Below are 21988 nucleotides of genomic sequence, written 5' to 3'. Positions count from 1 at the left end.
GGCCGCCGACGCCTTGGCACGCGGGCGGACCTGGCGCCACCCCGCCGCGACGTTCAACCGCTGGAAGCGTCTCTGTGCGGAAATGGTGCGAATCAGCCTACTCTGCCCCCTCGTGGTCCTCCGCGAGGACGGTGACCGGGCCAGGTCATGGCGGCCGGCGGGTGCCACGTCCGGATAGGGGCACACGTCCGGATGGAAGCACACGTCCGTACGGAGGCACGCGTCCGTAGGGAGGCGCCTGGCTCGTATGGAGGCACCACGCGCGTCCCCGGGCGCCGCAGTTCATCGCCTCACCACTCCCCGCGGTGCTCCCAACGGTCGAGGAGTTGGTCCGCCGACTCCTCTTCCGAGGTCGGGGCGTCGGGGTCGATCGACTGAGCGGCCCAGATCGTCTTGCCCCTGGGGGAGTAGCGGGTGCCCCACTGTTCGGCGAACTGCGCGACGAGGAAGAGGCCGCGGCCGTCTTCGTCGGTGTCCTTCGCCTGGCGGATGTGCGGGGAGGTGCTGCTGCCGTCGGAGACCTCGCAGATCAGCGTGCGGGTGTGCAGGAGCCGCACGTGGATGGGCTCGGCGCCGTGGCGCACGGCGTTGGTGATCAGTTCGCTGAGGACGAGCTCGGCGCCGAAGGCGATGTGCTGCAGACCCCAGGCCGCCAACTGGCGGACGCAGGCGTTACGGACCGGACCCACCGCCGCCGGGTCGCGGGGCACGTCCCACTCGGCGACGTCCGCCGGGTCCAGCCGCCGGGTCCGGGCCACCAGCAGCGCGACGTCGTCGGTCGACCCGGCGGGCAGCAGGGATTGCATGACGGCGGTGCAGGTGTCCTCCGGCGTACGGTCCGGTCCGGCGAGGGCCGCACGCAGGGCTTCCAGCCCGGCGTCCAGGTCGCGGCTGCGGTTCTCGACCAGCCCGTCCGTGTAGAGCACCAGCCGGGAGCCCTCCGGCATCGACAGCTCGGCGGTCTCGAAGGGCAGGCCGGTGCCCAGCCCCAGCGGCGGGGAGACCGGCGTCTGCAGGAACTCCACGCTGCCGTCGGGGTGGGCCACGGCCGGCGGCAGATGGCCGGCCGTGGCCGCGGTGACCTGCCCGGAGACCGAGTCGTAGACGACGTACAGGCAGGTGGCGCCGGTGATCGCCGGTCCTTCCTCGGTGTCCTCGTCCTGGACGTCGATGTGGGTCACCAGCTCATCCAGGTGGCGCAGCAGTTCGTCGGGGGAGAGGTCCAGGGCCGAGAAGTTGTGTACGGCGATGCGCAGCCGGCCCATGGTGGCCGCCGCGTGCAGGCCGTGTCCGACCACATCGCCGATGACCAGCGCCACCCGGGCGCCGGGCAGCGGGATGACGTCGAACCAGTCCCCGCCCACTCCGGCCTGGGCGGGCAGATAGCGGTGTGCCACCTCCAGGGCGTCCTGGTCGGGCAGGCCGCGGGGCATCAGGCTGCGCTGGAGCGTCATCGCCATCGTGCGCTCGCGGGTGTAGCGCCGAGCATTGTCGATCCCCACCGCCGCCCGCCCCGCCAGCTCCTCGGCGAAGGACAGGTCCTCGTCGTCGAACGGAGGGGAGCTCCCCGAGCGCCAGAAGCTCACCAGTCCCAGCACCACTCCCCGGGCGCGCAGCGGTACGACCACCAGGGAATGCACACCGTGGTCCAGGATGCGTCGGGCGCGTTCCGGGTCCATGGACCGCCAGGCGGAAGAGCCGGCCAGGTCCGGCTCCACCACGGAGCGGCCTTGCTCCACACTCGCCGCCACCGGGGAGCCCGGGGCGAACCGCATCAACTCGCCGACGGGGCGGAGCGGATGGTCCGCGGCCAGGCCGGCGATGGCCGTCCGGTGCAGCTCGGTACCCGCCACGGCCGGCTCCTCGCCCTTCAGGACCGCTTCCTGCAGCTCGACGGTGACGATGTCGGCGAACCGGGGGACCGCCACCTGCGCCAGTTCCTCGGCGGTGCGCGCGACATTCAGCGTGGAGCCGATCCGTGCCCCGGCGTCGTAGAGGAGTCTCAACCGCTCCCGCGCCACCTCGGCGCGCCCTGACAGCCACCTCAGTTCGGTGGTGTCGCGCAGAGTCACCACGCTTCCCTGGTGGGCTCCATAGGGGGTGGTCGACCGCTTGTTGACGGCCAGCAGTCTGTCCTGGGCCAGGTGCACCTCGTCGGTGGCGATCCGGTCCGATGCCAGGAGTTCGGCGGTGCGGTGGTCCAGCCCCAGGTCGCCGACGTGGTGTCCCTCCGCGTCCGGCGGCAGGTCCAGCAGCCGCCGCGCCTCGTCGTTGGCCAGCAGCAGCCGCCCGTCGCGGCCGATGATGAGGACGCCCTCCCGCACCGCGTGCAGGACCGCATCGTGATGCTCGTACATCCGGGTCATCTCGGCCGGCCCCAGACCGTGGGTCTGCCGGCGCAGCCGACGGCTCACCAGCCCCGCACCGCCTCCGGCGAGTGCCAGCGCCCCGACCGCGCTGCCCAGGAAGAGGGGCAGCTGCTCGTTGACCGATTTCTGCACCTTCTCCACCGTGACCGGTGCGGCGACGATGGCGATGACCCTGCCCGAGGAGTCCTTGACGGGGGCTGCGGAGACCACGGAGAGGCCCAGGGCGCCCTCGAAGGTCCTGGTGAAGGGCTTGCCCCGGGCGGCATCGGCATACGGGCCGATCACGTGCTTGCCGATCTGTCGCGGGTCGCTGTGGGTGAGGGTGATCCCGTCGAGCTTGTACACGATGAGGGCGTCGACGCCGGAGGCCTTCCGGGCCGCCTCGGCGAGCGGCTGGAGCTTCGCGGTCGGATCGGCGCTGTTCAGAGCCGCCTGGAGCCCCCAGGAGTGGGCGAAGGACTCGGCGGCGGCGAGCGTCCGGTGCCGGGCGTCGGTCATGGTGTCCCGCCGGGTCTGGATGACGAAGGCCACCACTGCCGCCGCGACGAGCAGCACCACGAGTGCGAGCTGGAGGAGGAAGACTTCCCGGGCCACGCTGCGTGTGGTCGAGGGCCGTATGTGCTGCGGTTCTCCGGCCCCCGTAGGGCGTTCGTCGTGGCGGTCGCCGGTGCCGCTCCCGGCAGGGGCTGCGCCCGGAAAAGCGGAACGGCCGGGCGCGCGACTCAGCCAACGCCGGAAACGACCCGAATGTCCGCTCATGCTCCATATTTATCCCGCTTCGCCTGGGCGGTGGCAAGGCGCGCTACGGCAGCTGCCCCACGGGCCGGTGAGCCGATCGGCGACGGCACGGCGCCCGCCTTCCGCGTGACCGGGCGCTTGTGCGGCCTCGATGTGACGCTCCGTCTCCGTGGGCGCCCCGACGTGATATCTACGCTCCGTAATCGGATGTCGGGGGCAATTCCCCGCTCGCCGCGGGCGGCGGAGTGAATCGCGTACCCATTGTGACGCTTCGTGCTGGCAGTACGCGTTGAGATGATCATACGGTTGGGCTTCTTGGGGGGATATGTGCATCTATCCCATGGAAGGCATCCGTATGGACGAGGAGATCGTACAAGTAAAGGTTCATCCCGCGATCGGCATCGCCCGGGTCGGCAACAGTGACAAGGCACCCTTCGTGGGCCCGGAGTCGCCGGATCAGCCGGCGCTGCCGGCCGGCTCGTACAAAGACAAGCCGGGAAAGATCATCCGGCAGGCCGCCCGGTTCCGCGTCTATGGCTACAACAAGGCCGGAGAGGTCGTCCGGGAGCTCAAGCTGAACGAAGAAGGCGTGTCCGAGATCAAGTGGTCGGTGCATCTGGCCAACAAGAAGGCCGCCTGGTACCAGTTCCACATCCCGCTCGACATCCCCGAAGCCGCCAATCTGACGGGCAAGCAGCGGAGCCGGCGGAATGCCAAGGTCACGGACCGCACGAAGCTGGTCATCGACCCCGGCCGCAAGTCCATCCGCGCCTCCGCGCACGACACCGCCGCCTTCGACGGCGAGATCATGGCCAAGAAGGTCTCCCTGGGGTCGATCTCCACCCAGAAAGACGGCCGCCTGCTGGTCACCGGCGGCGTCGGCAAGTCGGCCTCCTGGCAGAACCCCGAGAAGCCGATCTTCGGCGTCGCCAACAATGACACCTGGTACGACGACGTCTCCGACGGCCCGGTCACCGCCGAAGTCACCCTCAACGGCGTCACCAAGACCGCGACCCCGGGCTGGGTCGTGGTCGCCCCGCCGCACTACGCGCCCGGTGTGAAGACTGTCCGCACCCTCTACGACCTGCTCTACGACGTCTTCGTTGCCGAGCAGACGCTGGACATCCTTCAGGTGGTCTCGTACCCGGACGACATCGAACCCATCCTGCGGCGGTTCTGCGAACTGCAGTGGGTCAACCATGGCTTCGCCACGCAGTTCGGATGGCAGGGCCCGCACGACTTCCTCGACCCGGCCATGCGCAAGCGGCTCGCCGACCCGGGCGAGGCCAGTCAGGAGCTGCGCCGGCAGATCTACGTCCATATGCGCGACTACGACCGGGACGGAACCTCCCCCGTTCCCTGGCCCTGGCTCTACGGCGACGCCATGTCCGGCGGCAAGGCCACCTCCGTCCGGCAGCACCTCATGCTCTCCGCCGAACAGGACCGGATGCTGGCCCTGTGGTCCGAGGGCCACTTCGTCTCCGGCCCGCCGCGCACCGGCTACCCCGACGTCGACAAGGCACCCCTCGCCGAACAGCCCGGCCTGCTGGACCGTGCCGCGCTGGACAACTGCGCCGCGGACGCGTTCCACCCCGGCTGCGAGGTGACCTGGCCGATGCGCCACAAGACCATGTACTCCGAGCCGTTCCGCATCCTGCACCGCACGCCGGACAACCCGGAACCCAATTACGGGGATGAGCTCAAGCTTCCGGATGTCTTCAGCAAGAACGGTCCGCTGTATGCGCAGGGGCCGGGCGACCTCACCCGCTGGATGGCGGCCCCCTGGCAGTGCGACACGGCGAGCTGCCGCTCCGGCTACCAGGTGCGGTCCGGCCTCGGGCCCCGCTACAGCCCTTACCTGCCCACGTTCTGGCCCGCCCAGATGCCCAACCACGTGCTCAAGGAATCGGACTTCTTGATCGTCAACACCAAGCCGACCGGCGGCGACGACAGTGCCAGGGAGAAGGCCTTCGAGAACCGGGCGGTGTGGCTGCGAGGGCTGAGGGACCCCGACTTCGACAAGCAGCGTCGGCACATGATCGACCACTGGCACGAGTTCGGCATCGTCGAAACGCGCGAATACACCGTGGACGACAAGAAGTTCCCCAAGTACCTCCAGGTCGAGTCCAAGCCCGGATACCCGGCCGCCCCCGACCACGCCAATCTCGTCAACATCCAGGTGCCCGAAGCGGGCGTGGCCGTGCTGGCGGGTGCGGCCGACACCTGGACCGGGGACGTCGCCGCCGCAGACGTCGCGTCCATGCTCGTGCAGCAGGCGATCGAGGAGGTCAAGGAGGCGACCGGCCGGGACGGGACGGAGATCGCCGCCGGGTACCTGGAGAAGCTCGACCCCTTCCACGGCAACCAGTGAGCTTCCTCTCGGAACCCCCTGCCTACGACGTCGTGGTCGCGGGCGGCGGCCCGGCCGGCTGCGCCGCCGCGCTCTGTCTCGTACGAGCCGGGCGCACGGTGCTGCTGGCCGACGCCGGGACCGGACCGCCCAAGGCCGGGGAGGCGCTGGTGTCCGTGGGGCGGCTGCTGCTCGCCGACCTCGGCGTCGAGGGGCCGGTCCTTGGCACCGGCCATCTGCCCTGCCACGGCAACCTCTCCGCGTGGGGCTCGGCCGAACTGCACGCCGTGGACTCCCTCCACGACCCGTACGGCCACGGCTGGCACCTCGACCGGCCGCTCTTCGACCGGCGGCTGCGCGCGGCCGCCGGTGCGGCGGGCGCCGAGGTCGCCGAGCGCACCGCGGTACGGAGGTGCGCCCGGCAGCCCGACGGCGCCTGGCGGCTCGCCCTCCGCGACCGCTCCGGCGGCGACCGGGAACGTACGGTCCGCTGCCGCTGGGTGGTGGACGCCACCGGGCGGGGCGCCGCGATCGCCGTCCGCTGCGGCGCCCGGCGACGGACGGCGGACCGGCTGACCGCCCTGCACCTCACCCTCGGCCCGCCGCCGGACGCGCAGGACACCACCGACGGCCGCTCGCTGGTCGAATCCGACCAGGACGGCTGGTGGTACACCGCCCTCCTGCCCTCCCGACGCCGCCTGGTCGCCTATTTCACCGACCTCGACCTGCCCGTCGCCGGCGGGCGCAGCGCCGAACGGTTCCGCGACCGGCTGCTGGCCACCCGGCACGTCTCCGTGCGGGCCCGCCCGCACGGACTCACCGACCTCCCGCCGCCCCGCCGCGCCCCCGCGCACAGCGCGCATCTGGACCGGGTGCACGGCGACGGCTGGATCGCCGCCGGAGACGCGGCGGCCGCCTTCGACCCGCTCAGCTCGCAGGGCATCCTCACCGCCCTCTACACCGGGCTCAGCGCGGGCGAGGCGGTCGACGCCCGGCTGCACGGCGACCGGGCGGCCCTGGCCGCCTACGGGACGAAGGTCGCCACGGCCCGGGCGGCGTACCAGCACGACCACCGCGTCGTGCACGCCCGGGAAACCCGCTGGCCCGACCGCCCCTTCTGGGCCCGGCGGCAGCTCCACCCCCACCCGCACACCCCCCTCACGGAAGGCAACACCTCACCATGACCACGACCCCCGAAGCCGACCACACCGACGGACACGAGCACATCCACCGCTTCCTGCTGCTCGGCAAGAAGAAGCTCTTCTTCTACCACCTGGCGCTGTACAACCCGCAGTCCGGCCACGACTACCAGGCGGTGTTCACCTTCACCATCAAGGACAACGGTGAACTGCGCGACATGTACCTCAAGGACCTGGCCCAGCACGAGAACGAGCGGGTCTACTACTCCCTTCGCTGCCCGCACCACTTCGAGCTGCCCGAGCTCCGGAAGGGCAAGACCTTCAAGGTCCATCTGGAGCGGGTCGTCGTGGACAAGGCGGGGAAGCGCACGTTCCAGCAGATGACGACGGGCGAGACCACGGTGGAATGCAAGAAGGAGGACGTCCTCTCCTTCCGCAAGCTCGGAGACCTCCCCTACCCCGAGTACCTCACCTACCTGATCTTCGGCGAGGGCGACGAGATCCACCTCGCGCACCAGCTCGCCGCCCGCCCGAACTGGGACGAGGCCGTCACCATCACCCCCTCGAAGGCCATCCCCCCGGAGACCTTGAAGAAGGTGCCGACCCTCGTCATCGATGCGATCCAGGACGCCCACGGCAAGCTGGAGGAAAGCCCGCTGAAGAAGGGCCAGCAGTACCAGGGCAAGATCAAGGGCAACGGCGATACGGCCGACTTCACCGTCGGCCGCCAGGGCTGGTGGAACCACACCAGCCTCAACAATTGACCGATCCGGTCACGCGCCGGCCCGGGTCCGCGACGACATCGCAGACCCGGGCCGACCGCTGCGGGGAGCTGGGGGCCGTTCGGCGAGGGCTATGCCGTGGCGGCCCCCTTGAGGACGGTGCGCACGGCCCGCGCGACGAAGTCCTCTTCCACGGGAAGCCCTCGCAACACGATGCGCAGCCAGGCGGCTCCCGCCAGCAGGTCCACCAGGAGCATCGGGTCCGCGTCGGCCGGCAGTTCGCCCCGGGCGACGGCGCGGTCGAAGACGATCCGTTCGCGGGCCAGCCGCTCGGCGAAGAAATCCCTTACGTGGAGAGCCAGTTCGGGACTCTGTGTGGTGGCGCCGAGGGCCGGGACGGCGATGTCTGCGGCGGGCGGCACGGTCAGCAGCGTCACCACGGCGCGCAGCAGGGCTTCCAGGTCGCCCTGGAGGCTCCCGGTGTCCTCGAGTACGAGGTCGAGCCGGCGCGCACCGGTGAGTGCGGCCCCCACCAGGGCGCCCTTGGACGGCCACCAGCGGTAGATCGTGGTCTTGTTGACCCCCGATTTCTCCGCGACTCCCTCGATGGTCAGCCCTTCGTAGCCCCTCGCTGCGAGCAGGGTCAGCGTGGCATCGAAAATCTCCTGCGCCTTCCGCGGGCCGTCCCGAGGTGTGCGGTGCTGTGCGTCGCTCATGTAGGAAAGCTACCTCAAAAACAACGCAACGGTGCGTTGCATTTAATGTTAGCGTCCGGCACATGAAACCCAACGAACACGGGCTCCCCGTCGTCTTTGTGCACGGCATCCGCGTGAGCGGGACGATGTGGCGGCCGGTCATGGAACTGGTGGGCGCGGACCACCCGGTGGCGGCGCCCGATCTACCGGGCCACGGGACCCGCCGCGGCGAGCCCTTCACCCTGCCCGGGGCCGCGCGCGCCGTTGCCGACGCCATCGACGAACTCGGCGGCCGGGCGCTGGTGGTGGGGCTGTCCCTGGGCGGCTACGTCGGAATCGTCGCCGCCGAGCGGTACCCCGGACGCGTCGCCGGTCTGATGGCGATGGGCTGCACGACCCGTCCGCGTGGCCTTTTCGGCGCCGTATACCGCGCGGCGGCACGCTCGGCGGCGACGCATCCCGCGGTCGGCGACCGCCTCAGCACCTGGGGATTCCGCCGTACGCTACCGGGTCCGGTGGCCGAGGCGATGGTGGCGGGCGGCCTCTCCTGTGAGGTGATGCCGCGCGTGGTGGAGGCCGTCGCCCGGATGGATCCGACGGCTTCCCTCTCCGCCTACCCGGGGCCGGTGTGGCTGGTCAACGGTGCGCGAGACCCCTTCCGCCGAGATGAACGCGCGTTCCTGGGAGCCTGCCGCGACGGTCGGCTCGTGGTGCGTCCCCGACAGGGACACGTCACGGCCCTTTCCGATACGGCGGCGCTCGCCCGTACGGTCCTCGACGCCGCCGCCGTCACGGCGGACCGCGCGAGCTACCACGCCGTCGGGGAGTCCCGATGAGCGAAAGGGTCCGGGAGGTCGAGGAATCCCTCGCGGTGCCCTCCGCGCCCGCAGCCGTTCATGCGGCCCTCGCCGATGTCCGGCGCATGAAGGAGCGGAGCCCGGAAGTCATCTGGACGTGGCGTCGCGGGAACAGCTTCGTCGGAGTCAACCGCAGAGCGTGCTGGGTCTGGTTCACCACCTGCCGGATCGTCATCGACGATCCTGGACGGGAGTTCGCGTTCGACGTCACCACATTCGGGCTGCCGGTGGCACGTTGGGGCTACCGCCTGACACCGGCGGGGGAGGGGACTCTGGTCACGGAATACTGGCGCGACCACCGCCGCCGGGGATGGCGCGGCCGGACTGCGGAGATGCTTGGGCTGGTCTTCACCGGAACACCGGCCGGCCGACGCGCCGCACGCAACCGGGACGGTATGCGGACCACCCTGCTCCGGCTGCGCGCCGAATGCCGCGAAGCCGACGCCGGACCGCCCGGCGCCGTGGATACCGACACCTCCTGACTCCCGGGCGAGCGGCAGCCCGTTCTGCCGGGGCGGCGGCAGGCTGCGCTACCCGAGCGCCGTTTCGGCGCGGGCGGCGAAGTCCAGCACGGTGCGGGCGCTGAGGGACCAGGCGCGGGCGGTGGGACGGTGCAGGGTCTGGACGAGCAGGACCGAACCCTGGGGGAGCGGTTCGATGGCCAGCCGTTGTGCCACCTGCCAGGTGTGGTTCCGGTCGGTACCGGCCGTGGCGGGAGTCAGCGCACGGGCCCTCTCGACCAGCCGGGCGTCTCCGTTCAGACGGTGTGCGGTGGGGAGGTCTCCTTCGAAGCGCATGGGGGCGGAGCCACCGGCCGCCTTCAGTTCTACGGGTGAGGGAACCGGCGGCGCCAGGGGCACCGCGTAGAGGAGGTGGCCCAGTCCGAGGCTTCGACGGATGCCCGAGCGCCCGCCCAGGACCGCAGCACGTAGTTCGAAGGGCCGGGGCGCTCGGGCATCGATGTAGAGGAAGCAGTGCGTCGACGCGGGCATTCCGCTGAACCGCTCGCGGGGCGGGAGCAGACTTCCGGCCGGTACGCCGGTGCTTTCGGCCGGCAATGTGACGGCCAACGGTGGTTCTGCAAGACCGAGTTCGTCTTTCACTGCCATGGCGATATCGGCGGCAACCTTCTCCGGATTCGCGTTTCGGCCGGTCCAGATCGCGGCGGGCATTGCGGTTCTCCTCGCTTCGTCAGGAAAGTCCGGCGGCTTCCTGGCGGACCTGCGCCGCCTGGTGTTCTTCTCCCGTGGCCGCCAGCAGTTCGCTCAGTTTCCCCAGTGCTGCCCTTCGTTCCGCTTGGAATCGCCCCGGCCGGATCCGGGTGAGCTCACGCCAGAGATCGGCGGCCTCCCGGGCCTGGGCCAGCGCTTCCACCTGCTGGCCCTGAGCGGCCAGCTGGTCACGGCTGCTGTCCAGCTGCTGGGCCCGACGCAGCAAGGTCTGCGTACGGTCTTCGACCGGAGCCGGCGCGGCGGCCTCCTCCCGGGCGACCCTCCGCCTGCGTGAGGCCACGCTGAGATATCCCACCAGGGCGATCAGCGCGCCGGTGATGACGGCAGAAACCAGTTTGTGCAAGAGATCGTCCACAGGGACACCCGTTCGTTGAAGGAGAATGCGCACCCACGAATACGCGTGAAGGACGCAGAGGCAGGACCGGTTGTTCGGCACCTTGTCTGCCAACTGTCGTGGGAGACGCTGAAATGACGATGAAATAGCGAACATGCCCAGGACCGGATGTTTCGGGGTGAACGGAACTCGTCGTCATGGCTTCGGACGGCAGTTCTCGGTCGGCGCGTGCCCGGCTCACATGACGGGGCCACGCCCTTGCACGCATGTCCCGGAGCCGATGAACCTTCCATCGGCTCCGGGACATGCACGATTGACGGGACGATCAGGCGTCGTACCAGGTGACGCCGTCACCGCCGTCGTGGCCGATGGTCTGCGCCATGATGTTGCCGTCCTGCCAGTACTTGGGGTGCTGCTGCAGGAAACCGGGGACGGACTGGACCGAAGTCGCGTCGCACGCCAGGTCGGTGCGGATGCAGAAGCGCTGCACCGGGATGCCGTCGAACTTCGCCGGGCCGGCGCCCGTAGAAGTGAATCCCAAGGCGCTCCAACCCTTCGGAACCCGGGCCCAGATGCCGGTGTCGGGCTGCAGCGGGTCGGCGTACAGCATGCCGTTCACCTGCGAGCGGGGTATGTCGGTCTCGCCCTTGGCAATGGTCTGGAGGACCAGGTCGGCCACTTGGGCGCCTTGGGAGTAGCCGACGATCGTGAAGCGGGCGCCCGGGTCACGACGGTAGGTGTCCTTGGCGGTGGCCAGCAGGTTGCGGTACCCCTCGTTCACGCTCGCGTCGTAGCTCGGTGCGCTGATGTCCGGAGCGTTGTGGCCGTTGAGCCAGGGTCCGGCGCTCGCCGGATAGCAGACCGGCACCGGGATACCACCGTTGAGGTGCTTGTTGGCGAATGCATAGGTGGAGGTGCAGTCGGGCGCAGCCGCCGCCGAGCCGGTGCCGCCGACCTCCAGGTAGTAGTGATGCACCGCATCGGCATGGGCGACGGTGGGTGCGGCGGCGGTGACGGCCACCATGGCCGCCGCCGCGCCGGCCGCGCCGATCGCCTTCTTCCATCTGCTGGACAAGGTCATTGCTCTGCTTCTCCTCGGCTGAGGTAAGGCACAACTGCTGTGCTCGAACCTGACGTTATCCAGGTCGTTGGAATGGCGATGAAACGCATGCATGCGCCGGGCGTCCGCGGCCCCTCTCGGGACCGGCTCGTCGTCATGAGCGCATGCCATCCGCCCGAAGGCGCTCCACGAGCGTGCGGAAGACGAAGGGGTTCGGGAGGGTGGCGCCCGTTGGCCCCAGCCGGTGCCAACTGCCGTCGATGTTGAGCCTGATGGTCCCGTTCTCGCTCTCGATCTGCTGCACCTGCGGCCACCGCGCGGACACCGCTGCGGATCCGACCTGCTCCAGGGTCAGCCAGACGTCCCCGAAGGCGAGTCGCTCGCCCCTCTCGAGCGCGGCCCACGCCAGGGGCACCTGGGCATGGGTGACGGCCCGTCGGATCTCGGACCCCCATTCCTCCGCATCGCTGTCCTCCGGCCTGCCCTGCAGCACGATCCGCTTCCCTTCGACGTCGGTGAGCGCGTAGGCGCGAGTGGTTGCGGCGCGGGCCGAGCCGTGCGGGTGCCGGGCGGTCTCCTGGAACACGGAGGTGGTGTCGTAGCGGACGACATGGATCCGCCCCTTGACGGCAATGGTCATGCCGTGGTCGTACAGGTCCAGTCGCGCGTCCACGCGCGGCCTCCTCGCGGAAGACCGGTCGTACCGGGCGGAAGCCAGCAGGCCCCGGAGCACCCGGATCGGGCCGGCTTGCGCGTGACTCCGGTGCGCGGCTGCCGCGTAGGTGGCACGTCGCTTGCCGATGCCCGCGCGGCCGGCCGCTGCGGAGATCCTCGCCAGCAGCAACTCGTCACCGCGCGTACGCGGCATCGGCCGGGTCATGGCGTGGCGGGCGCGAGGGCGAGGTCGGCGTCGGATCCGCGCAGGATCATCTGGTGCGTCCGCGTCAGCAGCCGGCCCGGCAGCACCCCCAGGTCGTCGTCCAGACGGCGGCGGGTGCGGTCGAACACGGTCAACGCGTCGGCCTGCCGGCCGCTACGGCACAGCGCACGCATCAGCATCGCGGCGACCGGTTCGTTCAGAGGCTGCGCCACGGCCAGGGCGCGCAGCTCGGCGATCGCCTCGGAATGCCGGCCCAGCCGCAGCTGCCAGTCCAGCTTCCGCTGTACGAGGGCGATCCGGCGCTCGGTGAGCCGCAGCCGCTCCAGCTCGGCGAACGGCCCGGGCAGGCCCGCCAGCAGCTCCCCGCGGAACAGGTCCAGCGCCTGGGTACAGACCCGGACCGCCTCAGCCAGTTCGCCGGCTCGCTCGGCCGTCCCCGCGGCGGTGACCAACTCCTCCATGCGCGCCACGTCCACCTCGACCGCGCCGGGAACCAGCCGGTAGCCGCACCGATCGCGCATGATCACCGAATCCGTGCCGTTCTCCAGGCGCAGGACCTTCCGCAGTCGATAGATGTACACCGGCACCACTTTCGTGAGCGGCGGCTCCATCCCCCACACTCCGTCGAGCAGTTCCTGCTGGCTGACCGTCCGGTCCGGGCACAGCGCCAGCGCCGCCAGCACCGCTTGCTGGCGGAGATGCCCCAGGTCCACGGGCTGTCCATCGCGCCATGCCTGCAGCGGCCCGAGTACGGAGATCCGCACCTGCGGTTCGCGTGCCCGGCGGATGACGGTCCGCGGTACCGGGTTCGCCGCCTCGCGGGGGCCCTGGCCGGGAACGACCAGGCCGCAGTCGAAGGCGTGGACGATGGCGGCGGCTCGGTCGCGCAGTTCAAGTTTGGCGAGGACCCGGGCGAGATGTCCGTTCACCGCGTCCTCGGGGAGCGCGAGGGCGGAGGCGATCTCGGCGTCTGTCAGACCACAGCCGACCGCGTAAAGCACCCTGTGCTCTTGGCGCGTGAGCGGGGTGAGGGTCGGTTGACCGAGGGTCGCGGTCGTCGGCATCGCGGGCTCTCCTGACGTGGGGTGGCCGGTCGGGTGGATGCCGTCGACGCTGGCCCCGGCGCCGTGCAACGGACAGGCCAGGGGACCGGCCGTATCCGGCCGGTGGCCGCGCTAGAGTCCCTCACCTGGGGAAATCGACGTGCCGGGGGAAGGCCGTGACCTGTGACGAGTGAGTTCAGCGCGCTGTTGAAACAGCGGCGGCGCGAGGCGCAAATGACTCAGGAGGCCTTGGCGGAGCGCGCCGGAGTGGGCGTCCGCACCATCCGCGGGCTGGAGACCGGCGAGCGCGCCGACCCCAGAGTGACCACGGTGCGGCTGCTGGCCGACGCGCTCGGGCTGAGCCCCGAGGAGCGCGAGGGGCTGCTGGCGGCCGCCGTCCGCCGGACCGGGGACGACGGGCCGCCGGAAAGCTCAACCGTCCCGACCACCCCCGCCGAGCCGGTCGCGGGCGGCCCGCCGGGGTCCTTGCACGAAACCCTGGCCGATGTCTCCGAGCAGCTCGCGCAGACGGTGGCCGCCCGCTGGCGGCGCGAGGAGGAGCAGCGGCAGGTCCATGACCCCTACCCGCTGCCGGTGCGCTGGCAGCCGGTCGCCGAGGAGCTGACCGATCACTGGGCCAACATCCGCCGTCTGCCCGCCGGGGGAACCCACGGCCCGCTGGACCTGAGCGGGCAACTGGACGAGATCGTGGGCGTGTACCGGCGGATCCCGTCCGGGCGGCTGGTGGTGCTGGGCCGCTCGGGCTCCGGGAAGACGATCCTCGCCGTGCGGTTCGTCCTGGACCACCTGAAGTCGAGGGGCCGCGCCGATGCCGTACCGGTGATCTTCAGCATCGGCTCGTGGGATCCGACCGCCATGACGTTCCGGGACTGGCTGGCCGCGCAACTGACACGCGATCACCCCGGTCTCGCCGCCTCGGGACCCGGCGGGCCGAGCCTGGCCGCCGCACTGGTCGAGACCGGCCGGGTGCTCCCCGTACTGGACGGCTTCGACGAAATCGCCGACGGCCTGCGACGTCCCGCGCTGGAAGCGCTCAATGCCACCACCCTGCCCCTGCTGCTGACGAGCCGTCCGTCGGAGTACGCCGCCGCGGTGGCGGAGACCGACGTGCTCACCTCCGCCGCCGCGGTGGAACTGACCGATCTCACCCTGAGCGATCTCGCCGACTACCTGCCGCGCACCACGCGCAAGTCCCGCGGAGGAGACCTCTCGGCGACCGCCTGGGATCCCGTGCTGAGCGAGCTGCACGAGCGGCCGGACAGCCGGGCCGGTGCCAACCTCGCCGCGGTGCTGACCACTCCGCTGATGGTCACGCTCGCCCGCGCGCTTTACAGCAACACCCCCGACAACGACCCGGCCTCGCTCCTGGACACCGGGCGGTTCGCCCGCCCCCAGGAGCTGGAGGACCACCTTCTCGACAACTTCACCGCCACCGTCTACCGCCCGCTGCCCGGGCACCGCCCCGGCAGCGGGCCGCGCCGCGCCGTCGACCCGGAACGCGCCCAGTACTGGCTCGGCTACCTGGCCCATCACCTGACCCGGCTCGACACTCCCGACCTGGAGTGGTGGCGGCTCGGCCACAGGATGCGCCGCACCACGCGCACACTGGTGACCGCGCTGATGGTCTGCCTGGCCATCGGGCTCGTCGACGGCATCGTCGGCACCCTCTTCGACTCCTTCGCATTCCAGCTCGCGGACGGGCTGGTGGCGGGGCCGCTCTCCGGGCTGCTGTTCGGGATCGCGTACTGGTTCCTGGTCGCGGGCAAAAACGCGGCCGTGGAGCCGTCCGCCGTGCGGATGAAGATATTCAGCAGGGAGGGCAAGACCAGGCGAAGTTCCCTCCGCCGACTGGTGATCGGGTTGCTCTGCGGGTTCCTGTTCGGCCTCGGCTACGGCTTCGTCCGCGCAGCGCTCAACGGCGTCCGGTTCCACCTCGGCATTCCGACCGTCCTGGCCATCGGCCTCGCCGACGGCATCATCTACGGCCTGATGTTCGCGCTCGGAGCCGGGCCCGCCCTCGGCCTCCTCACCCTCTTCGAAACCCCTCTCGACATCCGGTCCGCCGTCAATCCGGTCAGCCTCCTGCGCACGAACTTCCGGACGGTCGCCACCCAACTCCTTGTCTGGGCCCCCACCTTCGGCCTCATGGTCGGCCTCGGTTCCATGGTGGTGATCCGGCCCATGTCGGCAATCCTGGGCCCGGTCGTGTGGAGTCTCACGGCCGCACTCAAACTCGGTGTCATCAGCGGGCTCGGCGGCGCCCTCGGTTACGTGTTCAGTCTGACCGCCTGGGGCCAGTGGACGGTCTTCTCCCGCATCTGGCTGCCGCTGACCGGCCGACTGCCCTGGTCCCTCGTCACCTTCCTCGAAGACGCCTACCGGCGGGGCGTGCTCCGCCAAGCCGGCGCGGTCTACCAGTTCCGCCACGCCCGCCTGCAACAGCACCTCGCCCGCGCCTATCAGGCGAAGCGGAGTCGATCCGGGTCGCGCGGAACGGGCGCTTCCTAGGTCAAGCGGAGTTCGGGTGGGACGACGTACTACGTCCGGCGGCGCAGCCTCCACCGGGTCACAAGAAACGTGACAACCACGGCGCCCAGCAACGCCCAGCGGAACGGCACCGAATCCACGAATTCCGTCCACGAGAAACTCCCGTCCGCGGCATTCCGCGCCTCGGCCGGCGACGGGCCGCCGCTCAGCAGCAAGGTCCGCTCGCTTCCGTCGGCGCCCCGGACGGGCCTGTCCCAGGACCGGTCGACGTTCGTGGACGCGTTCGGCCACTCCGCCGTGAACCGGCCGTCGTCCACCTTGCGGAAGGGGACGTGCGTCAGGTCGACCCCACCGAACGCATAGGTCTGCAGGTAGACGACGTTGCCCTCCGTTGTGCGACGAGTGACCTTGAACTCGCCCTTCTTGTAGGAGTCGACGTAGTCGTCAAACGTGTCGCGCGGCTTCCAGTCGCTGGTGGTGGCCCACTGGCCGACGTCGCCCCGGTCGATGAGCTTCGCGTAGGTCGCGTTCTTGCGCCGGCTGACGTCGCGGTACCACTCGGCGGCGACCCGGCTCAGATACACGCGCCGCAACTCGGCGTACTCAGGAGCGGTATTCACCGCCTCTTCCACCTTCGGCAGGATCATGTCGCGGAAGAGGGACTCGTTGTGCTCCTCGACGGATCTCTCCTGCTGTGCGCACGCCTTCGTGCCTGCGGCGCCACGCCCTTGCAGGTACTGGGTCTCCATCTTCACCTTCAGCGGCGCGTCCATGATGTACAGCTCGTCCGGCGTCGCATGGACCTTGGCCTCGCCCGGCACGATCCAGGTGCGCATGGACATGCACGTGCCCTGGATCCGGTCCCAGTACGCGGCGCCGAGTTCGGTGTCCGGGTGGATCAGTTGCGCAATCGTCTTCTTCATGCGCAGGTCGGCCTGGAGCAGAATGCGTCCGGCGTCGGTGCGGCCGAATGCCCGGTCGACGATGCGCTCGGGCTCGTTGGGATTGAGATTCACCCAGAACGCGGAGGGACGCAGCGACAGCCAGACGAAGAACGCGTCCGACGCCTCTCGTACGGCCTTCACTCCGTCCGACCGCAGGTTCTCGCCACCGGGCGCGACCGGAGCGGCCCCCATGGAGTAGCGCAAGCCGGTCTTCGCCGAGCCGGAGTCGGCCAGATAGCGCAGATTCAGCGAGGAGAAGTCGATACCGCCGGGGTCGGATTGGGGCATCGCCAACATCTTCGCGAGCACGGACGGCTGCCTGCCCTGGGAACCGCTCTCGGTGTCGTCCTCGCCGCAGGGGCGGGCGGCGCTGCGGAGGGAACCGCCGTACGGCGAAGGAGCCGCCATCAGGGCGAGTGATCGACCGGCTCTCGGCGCCCCCAGACCAGAGGTCTGGCACTCGCTGACGGTGCCGGGCGTGAAGGCCGAGTCCACTGTGGACCGTATTTTCGGGTCCTGGACGGACCTTTTCTCCTTCTTGCGCCGGAGTTCGGTCTCAAGTCCTCTGTTGATGGCCTCGCGGATCGTTTTGGAGTCCCCGTTGGCCCAGGTCTGGTGCACTTCGGAGAGGAAGATCCTTATATGCGGCGCAAGCTTCCGGAGTTGCGGAAAGCAGGAATCCGGCTTCCCTGTGCACGGTGAGCGCTCGGTCCACAACGCCAACAGCCGGTCCCAGGCGATGCCCTTGCGCCTCAGTGTCCAAAGGAGCTCCATCTCGGAGTGGCGTGTGCTCTGGTTGTTGAGCTTGGGAACCACCAGCAAGGCCGTGACACCAGGATCCAGGCCCAAGGACGCGAACAGATCCGGGTCGTCCGCAGCCTGCCTGATCTTGTACCCGCCGTACTTCTCGCTGAGCGCCTCGAGTTCCTTCTCGGGATCTTCGGCGCGCAGGGCCTCAGCGACCTCCGACGACATGTCCACGAAGCCGACCGCGGCGTTGCGGTTCAAGGCCCTGTCGTCTCCCGGAGTCGCCATCCCGGCCTCGACCCGACGCTCGTAGCCGATCTGGCTGATCGGATGGTCGTAGAGCGGTATCTGCCCCCACTCATCCGGCACCGGAGGCTTCGGCTCGGCGGCGGGCAGGGCATACGCGGGCGGCTGCGTCTCCGCGGGCAGCGGGGCGATCGCAGCCGCCATCACGACGATGACTGTCGCGAGCCGACGCGCCCACAAGCCTCCGAAGCGGCGGTTGCCCGTCCTTCTCCAGCCGGCCCGCCGTTGGTCGTCCGTGAAGGGGGAAACGAGTGAGGTGCTGAGCGGAGGCATAACAACTCCGGTTGCCTGTCTCGGTGCTGACGCGTCAACTCTCACCGCAGGCACTGAAATGCCGATGAAACCCCGATGATGCGGTCGCGGCGGCGCCGCCGGAGCCTGGCGTCAGGCGCCCCAGGGCGGGCCGCTTGCGTCGCGGTGGTCTTACCAGCGGTCGCTGCGTCTCGGGCATTCCCCTGTGGCCGAATCCGGGAAACCACACCTGCACGCCGCGCCACCCGTGCACGGCAAGCGCGGCCTGCCCCGGCAGCGCCCGGCCGTGGTGCTGGGCGACCGCTTTGTCGGCTTGAGCTGTTCCCGCAGTGCCCGGCCAATTTCTCATAAGGGAATTTCTGGGAAATTTGGGCATTCCGTGCGCCCGCTCATGGATGCATCGGCGTCTAGGGACTCGCCCGTCGCCAGTGGGGAGCGGTTGTGGGGGTGGGGCGGGGCGTCGCCGCGCCAGGCGGCGCGAGGGCCGGAAACGGCGACGGCGATCCTTGCCGGCTTGCGCCGACATTTCGGACAGCTTGTCGGGGTGGGGCGGCCAACGGTTACCTTCGTTGTGCAGAGGAAAATCCGGGGGAGACCTGCGCAGTGATGCGGAACACTTGGGCAGACCGATGAGTCCTGCCAGGCGTGCCGGTCTTTACCGGTGTCATTCACCCACGTCCGTGCCGGCGGCCCTTGGCTGCGAGGCGACTGTGACCAGGAACCCCAGCGAGGTGCTGTCATGTCAGCTGCGATACCAGAACGACCGGCCATGAAGGCGGGCCGCACACCGACGGTGGTGCGGCTGTTGGTACTGGCCACGTTTGTGGTGATCCTCAACGAGACCATCATGATCAACGCCATCCCGCGGTTGATGGACGCGTTGCGCATCACCGAACAGGCGGCGCAGTGGGTGTCCACCGCGTTCATGCTCACCATGGCCGTCGTGATTCCGATAACGGGTTGGTTTTTGCAACGGGTCACCACCCGCCAGGCCTACGCGATAGCCATGGGCGTCTTCCTCGCGGGTACCGCCCTGTCGGCCGCCGCTCCGTCCTTCGAGGTGTTGCTGCTGGGTCGGATCGTGCAGGCCTCAGGCACAGCCGTGATGATGCCCCTGCTGATGACCACGCTGATGATCGTGGTGCCCGAGCATGACCGCGGCCGGGTGATGGGCAACGTCACCCTGGCGATCTCGGTGGCGCCCGCGCTCGGACCTGCCGTGTCCGGGCTGATCCTGCAGGTCGGCTCCTGGCGCATGCTGTTCGTGGTCGTCCTGCCGATCGCGGCTCTGGTGACCCTGTTCGGGCTGCGCAGCATGGAGAACATCGGCGAGCCGCAGGTGAGCTCCATCGACTGGCTCAGCGTCGGCATGGCGGCGTTCGGATTCGGCGGCCTGGTGTACGGCCTGAGCCTCTTCGGCGACAGCGGCAGCGACGGCAATGTCGGACTCGGCATCGACATCGGCATCGTCCTCGCCGGGGTCGCGGCAATCACGCTGTTCGTGATCCGCCAGCGCAAGCTGCAACGCACCGGTGCGCCTCTGATGGACCTGCGCACCCTCGGGCATCGCACCTACAGCCTGTCCTTGATCCTGATGTCCGTCGGCTTCATGGCGATGCTCGGGGCGATGATCCTGCTGCCGCTGTACCTGCAGAACCTGCGCGGGCTCAGCCCGCTGGAGACCGGCCTGCTGGTCATGCCGGGCGGTCTGGGCATGGGCCTGCTGGGACCGATCGTCGGAAAGGCGTTCGACCGTTACGGCAGTCGTCCGCTGGTGCTGCCCGGCTCGATCGGCATGGTGCTCGCCCTCGGCGGGTTCACCCAGGTCTCCATGACGATGCCGTACTGGCAGGTGCTGGGACTGCACGCGCTGCTGATGGTGAGCCTGGCGGCGACGTTCACCCCGGTCTTCACGCTCGGCATGGGCGGGCTTCCCCCGCACCTGTACTCGCACGGCAGCTCGATGCTCGGGACGATGCAGCAGGTCGCCGCGGCGTTCGGCACCGCGCTCGTGGTGACCGTGATGTCCGCGCGCACCAGCCACCTGGTCGCCGACGGCGTCGCCGCGGGGCTCGCGCGGGTGAGCGGGATGAAGCTGGCCTTCGGCGTCACGGCCGCCCTCGCCCTCGTGACGATCGTCGTCGCGGCGAAGCTGCCGCACCGGACCACGGACGCCGGCACCCACGACCCCGGCAGCGCCGACGCGGACCCGCCCGTCGGCGAACACCCCGGCCAAGGCGAGCCCATCACCGCCAACGAGACCTGACCGGCACGCACGAGCCGGAGACCGACGTCCCCACAGGACGCCGGCCGCCGGCATCGGGCGGCTCGGGCTATTCCGCCCCGGTCAGGTCGGCGAACACCACCACGTTGTCCGGGTAGTAGTGCTGCGAGGGGTCGTACTCGCCTCCACAGGTGATCAAGCGCAGCCCCGCGTGGTCGATGTTCTTGTAGACCTCGATGGTGGGGAACTTGTTCTTCGGGTACTGCGCGACGCGACGGACGGTGAATGCCGAGGTCTTCCCGTCCGTCCGCGCGACCTCGATCGAGTCGCCGGCCTTCAGCGAGGACAGCCGGTGGAACACCGACGGCCTGCCGTTCCAGCTGACATGGCCCGCGATGACCGCCGGCCCCTTGTCGCCCGGTGCCGGGCCGGGCGCGTACCAGCCCGCCTTGTCGGGGTCGACGGGGGTTTCCATCGTGCCGTCCTTCTTCCGCCCCAGCGACTCCAGGGTGGAGGAGACGTCGAGCGAGGGGATGGAGATCCGCTGCGGAGCCGCCTTCTGCGCATCCCCCGTCTTCCGCTCACCCCCTTGACCGTGCCCGGTTCCCGTTCCGCTGGCAGCCTGGCCTCCCTGCGCGGGCTGCCGTTCGGCGGGAGCCGACCGCGACGCCGGACTCGCGCCCCCGCATCCGCCGAGCAGCACCATCGCCCCCACCGCGGCGCAGTATGCGGCCACGCGCTTCCTGCGGGCCTTCACGCGGCTCCCCGTCCGGTCGGCTCGGCGGCGGCTGCCGCCGCCCGTATCCTGCGGCGCAGGACCAGCGTTCCGGCGGCCGCCACGACGGCGAGGCCGCAGGCGCCCGCCAGCGCGGTGGGAATCTCGTTGCTGTCGGCCGTTCCGCCGCCCGTCTCCACCCCACCCACCGGAAGGGAGCCGACGGCCGCGCCCTCGACGATCCCGCAGTCGGCCGGAGCCGTGGCCTCCTGGGGGAGCTTGGGGTCGAGTTCGCTCTTGCCCGCGCCCTCGAAGTCGTACTTCTTGTTGCCGTTCGGGTCGATGCCGTGCTGCACGATGTGCAGATCCTTGATGTGGTCGACCACGTCCTGGGAGACGGGGAGGGTGCGCTCGTAGGAGAGCTTGCCCGCCGCGTCGGCCATGGGCATGCGGTCGACGGCGAGGCCGCTGTCAGGAGTCGTGCCGCCCTGGGTGGTGAGCGAGATGTTGATGTCGCCGTACCTGTGCGTGGCTTCGGTGTTGTTGAGGATCCCGTCGCCGTCCATGTCGTCGCTCGCGTCCGGGCAGTGGAAGTCATGGCCGTCGGTGGAGCCGTGGAGGTGCTGCGCATGCGGCTGGCCTGGGACGAGTCCCTCCGACTCGATTTTCACGGTCAGTTGGTTCCCGTTGAGACTGAGCATCGCTGTGCCCTTGCCGCCCGAATCGTTCAGCTGGTTCAGGTTGATCTGGAACGTTCTCTCCGCGGCGACGGCCGGAGCGGTGGCGGCACCCGAGAGGGCCAGGGTGACGGGCAGAGCGAGGAGGGCGGCGAGGCGAGTGGTGCGCGGGGCTGTCACGGTCCTTCGTTCCCTT

The 21988-nt window shown here is 70.0% G+C and carries 17 protein-coding genes; 7 read left to right on the top strand and 10 right to left on the bottom strand.

Annotated elements, in window-relative coordinates:
• Positions 1-290: 290 nt before the first annotated feature.
• On the bottom strand, positions 291-2963 hold the full coding sequence (locus ACIGWZ_RS15170) for a SpoIIE family protein phosphatase (protein WP_400064562.1): 2673 nt from the start codon (positions 2961-2963) through the stop codon (positions 291-293).
• Between the two features lie 499 nt (positions 2964-3462).
• On the opposite strand from ACIGWZ_RS15170, the gene ACIGWZ_RS15165 reads away from it, so the two are divergent.
• Genes ACIGWZ_RS15165 through ACIGWZ_RS15155 form a run of 3 tightly spaced genes read left to right on the top strand, consistent with a single transcriptional unit; the run spans position 3463 to position 7360 of the window.
• Positions 3463-5478, top strand: coding sequence for a LodA/GoxA family CTQ-dependent oxidase (locus tag ACIGWZ_RS15165; RefSeq protein WP_400064560.1), 2016 nt, complete (start codon positions 3463-3465; stop codon positions 5476-5478).
• The gene (locus ACIGWZ_RS15160) at positions 5475-6641 is read left to right on the top strand and encodes an FAD-dependent monooxygenase (RefSeq protein WP_400064558.1); all 1167 of its coding nucleotides are present in this window, start codon (positions 5475-5477) and stop codon (positions 6639-6641) included. Before ACIGWZ_RS15165 ends, ACIGWZ_RS15160 begins: the two co-directional genes overlap by 4 nt.
• On the top strand, positions 6638-7360 hold the full coding sequence (locus ACIGWZ_RS15155) for a hypothetical protein (RefSeq protein WP_400064556.1): 723 nt from the start codon (positions 6638-6640) through the stop codon (positions 7358-7360). The genes ACIGWZ_RS15160 and ACIGWZ_RS15155 overlap by 4 nt, the downstream gene beginning before the upstream one ends.
• Before the next feature lie 89 nt (positions 7361-7449).
• On the opposite strand, the gene ACIGWZ_RS15150 is transcribed toward ACIGWZ_RS15155, so the two are convergent.
• Positions 7450-8034 carry a TetR/AcrR family transcriptional regulator gene (locus ACIGWZ_RS15150; protein ID WP_400064555.1) on the bottom strand — a complete coding sequence of 195 codons (585 nt, stop codon included), beginning with the start codon at positions 8032-8034 and terminating at the stop codon, positions 7450-7452.
• Between the two features lie 62 nt (positions 8035-8096).
• Between ACIGWZ_RS15150 and ACIGWZ_RS15145 the strand changes: the two genes are divergently transcribed.
• Positions 8097-8849 carry an alpha/beta fold hydrolase gene (locus tag ACIGWZ_RS15145; RefSeq protein WP_400064553.1) on the top strand — a complete coding sequence of 251 codons (753 nt, stop codon included), beginning with the start codon at positions 8097-8099 and terminating at the stop codon, positions 8847-8849.
• On the top strand, positions 8846-9352 hold the full coding sequence (locus ACIGWZ_RS15140; RefSeq protein ID WP_400064551.1) for an SRPBCC family protein: 507 nt from the start codon (positions 8846-8848) through the stop codon (positions 9350-9352). Before ACIGWZ_RS15145 ends, ACIGWZ_RS15140 begins: the two co-directional genes overlap by 4 nt.
• Positions 9353-9400: 48 nt before the next feature.
• Here the strand turns inward: ACIGWZ_RS15140 and ACIGWZ_RS15135 are convergent, their stop codons facing one another.
• The 5 genes from ACIGWZ_RS15135 to ACIGWZ_RS15115 form a co-directional block, all read right to left on the bottom strand.
• Positions 9401-10042: a hypothetical protein gene (locus ACIGWZ_RS15135; RefSeq protein WP_400064549.1), complete on the bottom strand. Its 642-nt coding sequence runs from the start codon at positions 10040-10042 to the stop codon at positions 9401-9403.
• A gap of 19 nt (positions 10043-10061) precedes the next feature.
• Positions 10062-10457 (bottom strand): hypothetical protein, encoded by a 396-nt coding sequence (locus tag ACIGWZ_RS15130; protein ID WP_400064547.1) that lies wholly within the window; start codon positions 10455-10457, stop codon positions 10062-10064.
• Positions 10458-10761: 304 nt separating this feature from the next.
• On the bottom strand, positions 10762-11517 hold the full coding sequence (locus tag ACIGWZ_RS15125; RefSeq protein ID WP_400064545.1) for a PE-PPE domain-containing protein: 756 nt from the start codon (positions 11515-11517) through the stop codon (positions 10762-10764).
• Positions 11518-11650: 133 nt separating this feature from the next.
• Entirely contained in the window at positions 11651-12169 is a 519-nt protein-coding gene (locus tag ACIGWZ_RS15120; protein WP_400064543.1) for a DUF6585 family protein, read from the bottom strand.
• Positions 12170-12372: 203 nt separating this feature from the next.
• Positions 12373-13440 (bottom strand): BTAD domain-containing putative transcriptional regulator, encoded by a 1068-nt coding sequence (locus ACIGWZ_RS15115; protein ID WP_400064541.1) that lies wholly within the window; start codon positions 13438-13440, stop codon positions 12373-12375.
• A 162-nt stretch (positions 13441-13602) separates the two neighbouring features.
• Here ACIGWZ_RS15115 and ACIGWZ_RS15110 point away from each other — a divergent pair, with 162 nt between their 5' ends.
• Complete coding sequence (locus tag ACIGWZ_RS15110) at positions 13603-15948, top strand: helix-turn-helix domain-containing protein (protein ID WP_400064539.1); 2346 nt, start codon at positions 13603-13605, stop codon at positions 15946-15948.
• A gap of 29 nt (positions 15949-15977) precedes the next feature.
• Here the strand turns inward: ACIGWZ_RS15110 and ACIGWZ_RS15105 are convergent, their stop codons facing one another.
• Entirely contained in the window at positions 15978-18068 is a 2091-nt protein-coding gene (locus ACIGWZ_RS15105; RefSeq protein WP_400064537.1) for a nucleic acid/nucleotide deaminase domain-containing protein, read from the bottom strand.
• Positions 18069-18915: 847 nt separating this feature from the next.
• Between ACIGWZ_RS15105 and ACIGWZ_RS15100 the strand changes: the two genes are divergently transcribed.
• On the top strand, positions 18916-20442 hold the full coding sequence (locus ACIGWZ_RS15100; protein ID WP_400064535.1) for an MDR family MFS transporter: 1527 nt from the start codon (positions 18916-18918) through the stop codon (positions 20440-20442).
• Between the two features lie 67 nt (positions 20443-20509).
• Here the strand turns inward: ACIGWZ_RS15100 and ACIGWZ_RS15095 are convergent, their stop codons facing one another.
• Together ACIGWZ_RS15095 and ACIGWZ_RS15090 are read right to left on the bottom strand one after the other, a co-directional pair.
• Positions 20510-21136: a class F sortase gene (locus ACIGWZ_RS15095; RefSeq protein WP_400064533.1), complete on the bottom strand. Its 627-nt coding sequence runs from the start codon at positions 21134-21136 to the stop codon at positions 20510-20512.
• A gap of 17 nt (positions 21137-21153) precedes the next feature.
• Positions 21154-21972 (bottom strand): hypothetical protein, encoded by an 819-nt coding sequence (locus tag ACIGWZ_RS15090; protein WP_400064531.1) that lies wholly within the window; start codon positions 21970-21972, stop codon positions 21154-21156.
• Positions 21973-21988: the final 16 nt, after the last annotated feature.

Origin of the sequence: Streptomyces sp. NPDC053427, assembly GCF_044544985.1 — a bacterium.
Taxonomy (GTDB): domain Bacteria; phylum Actinomycetota; class Actinomycetes; order Streptomycetales; family Streptomycetaceae; genus Streptomyces.
Note: the sequence above shows the minus strand (reverse complement) of the source record. Positions and strands in the feature narration are given on the sequence as shown.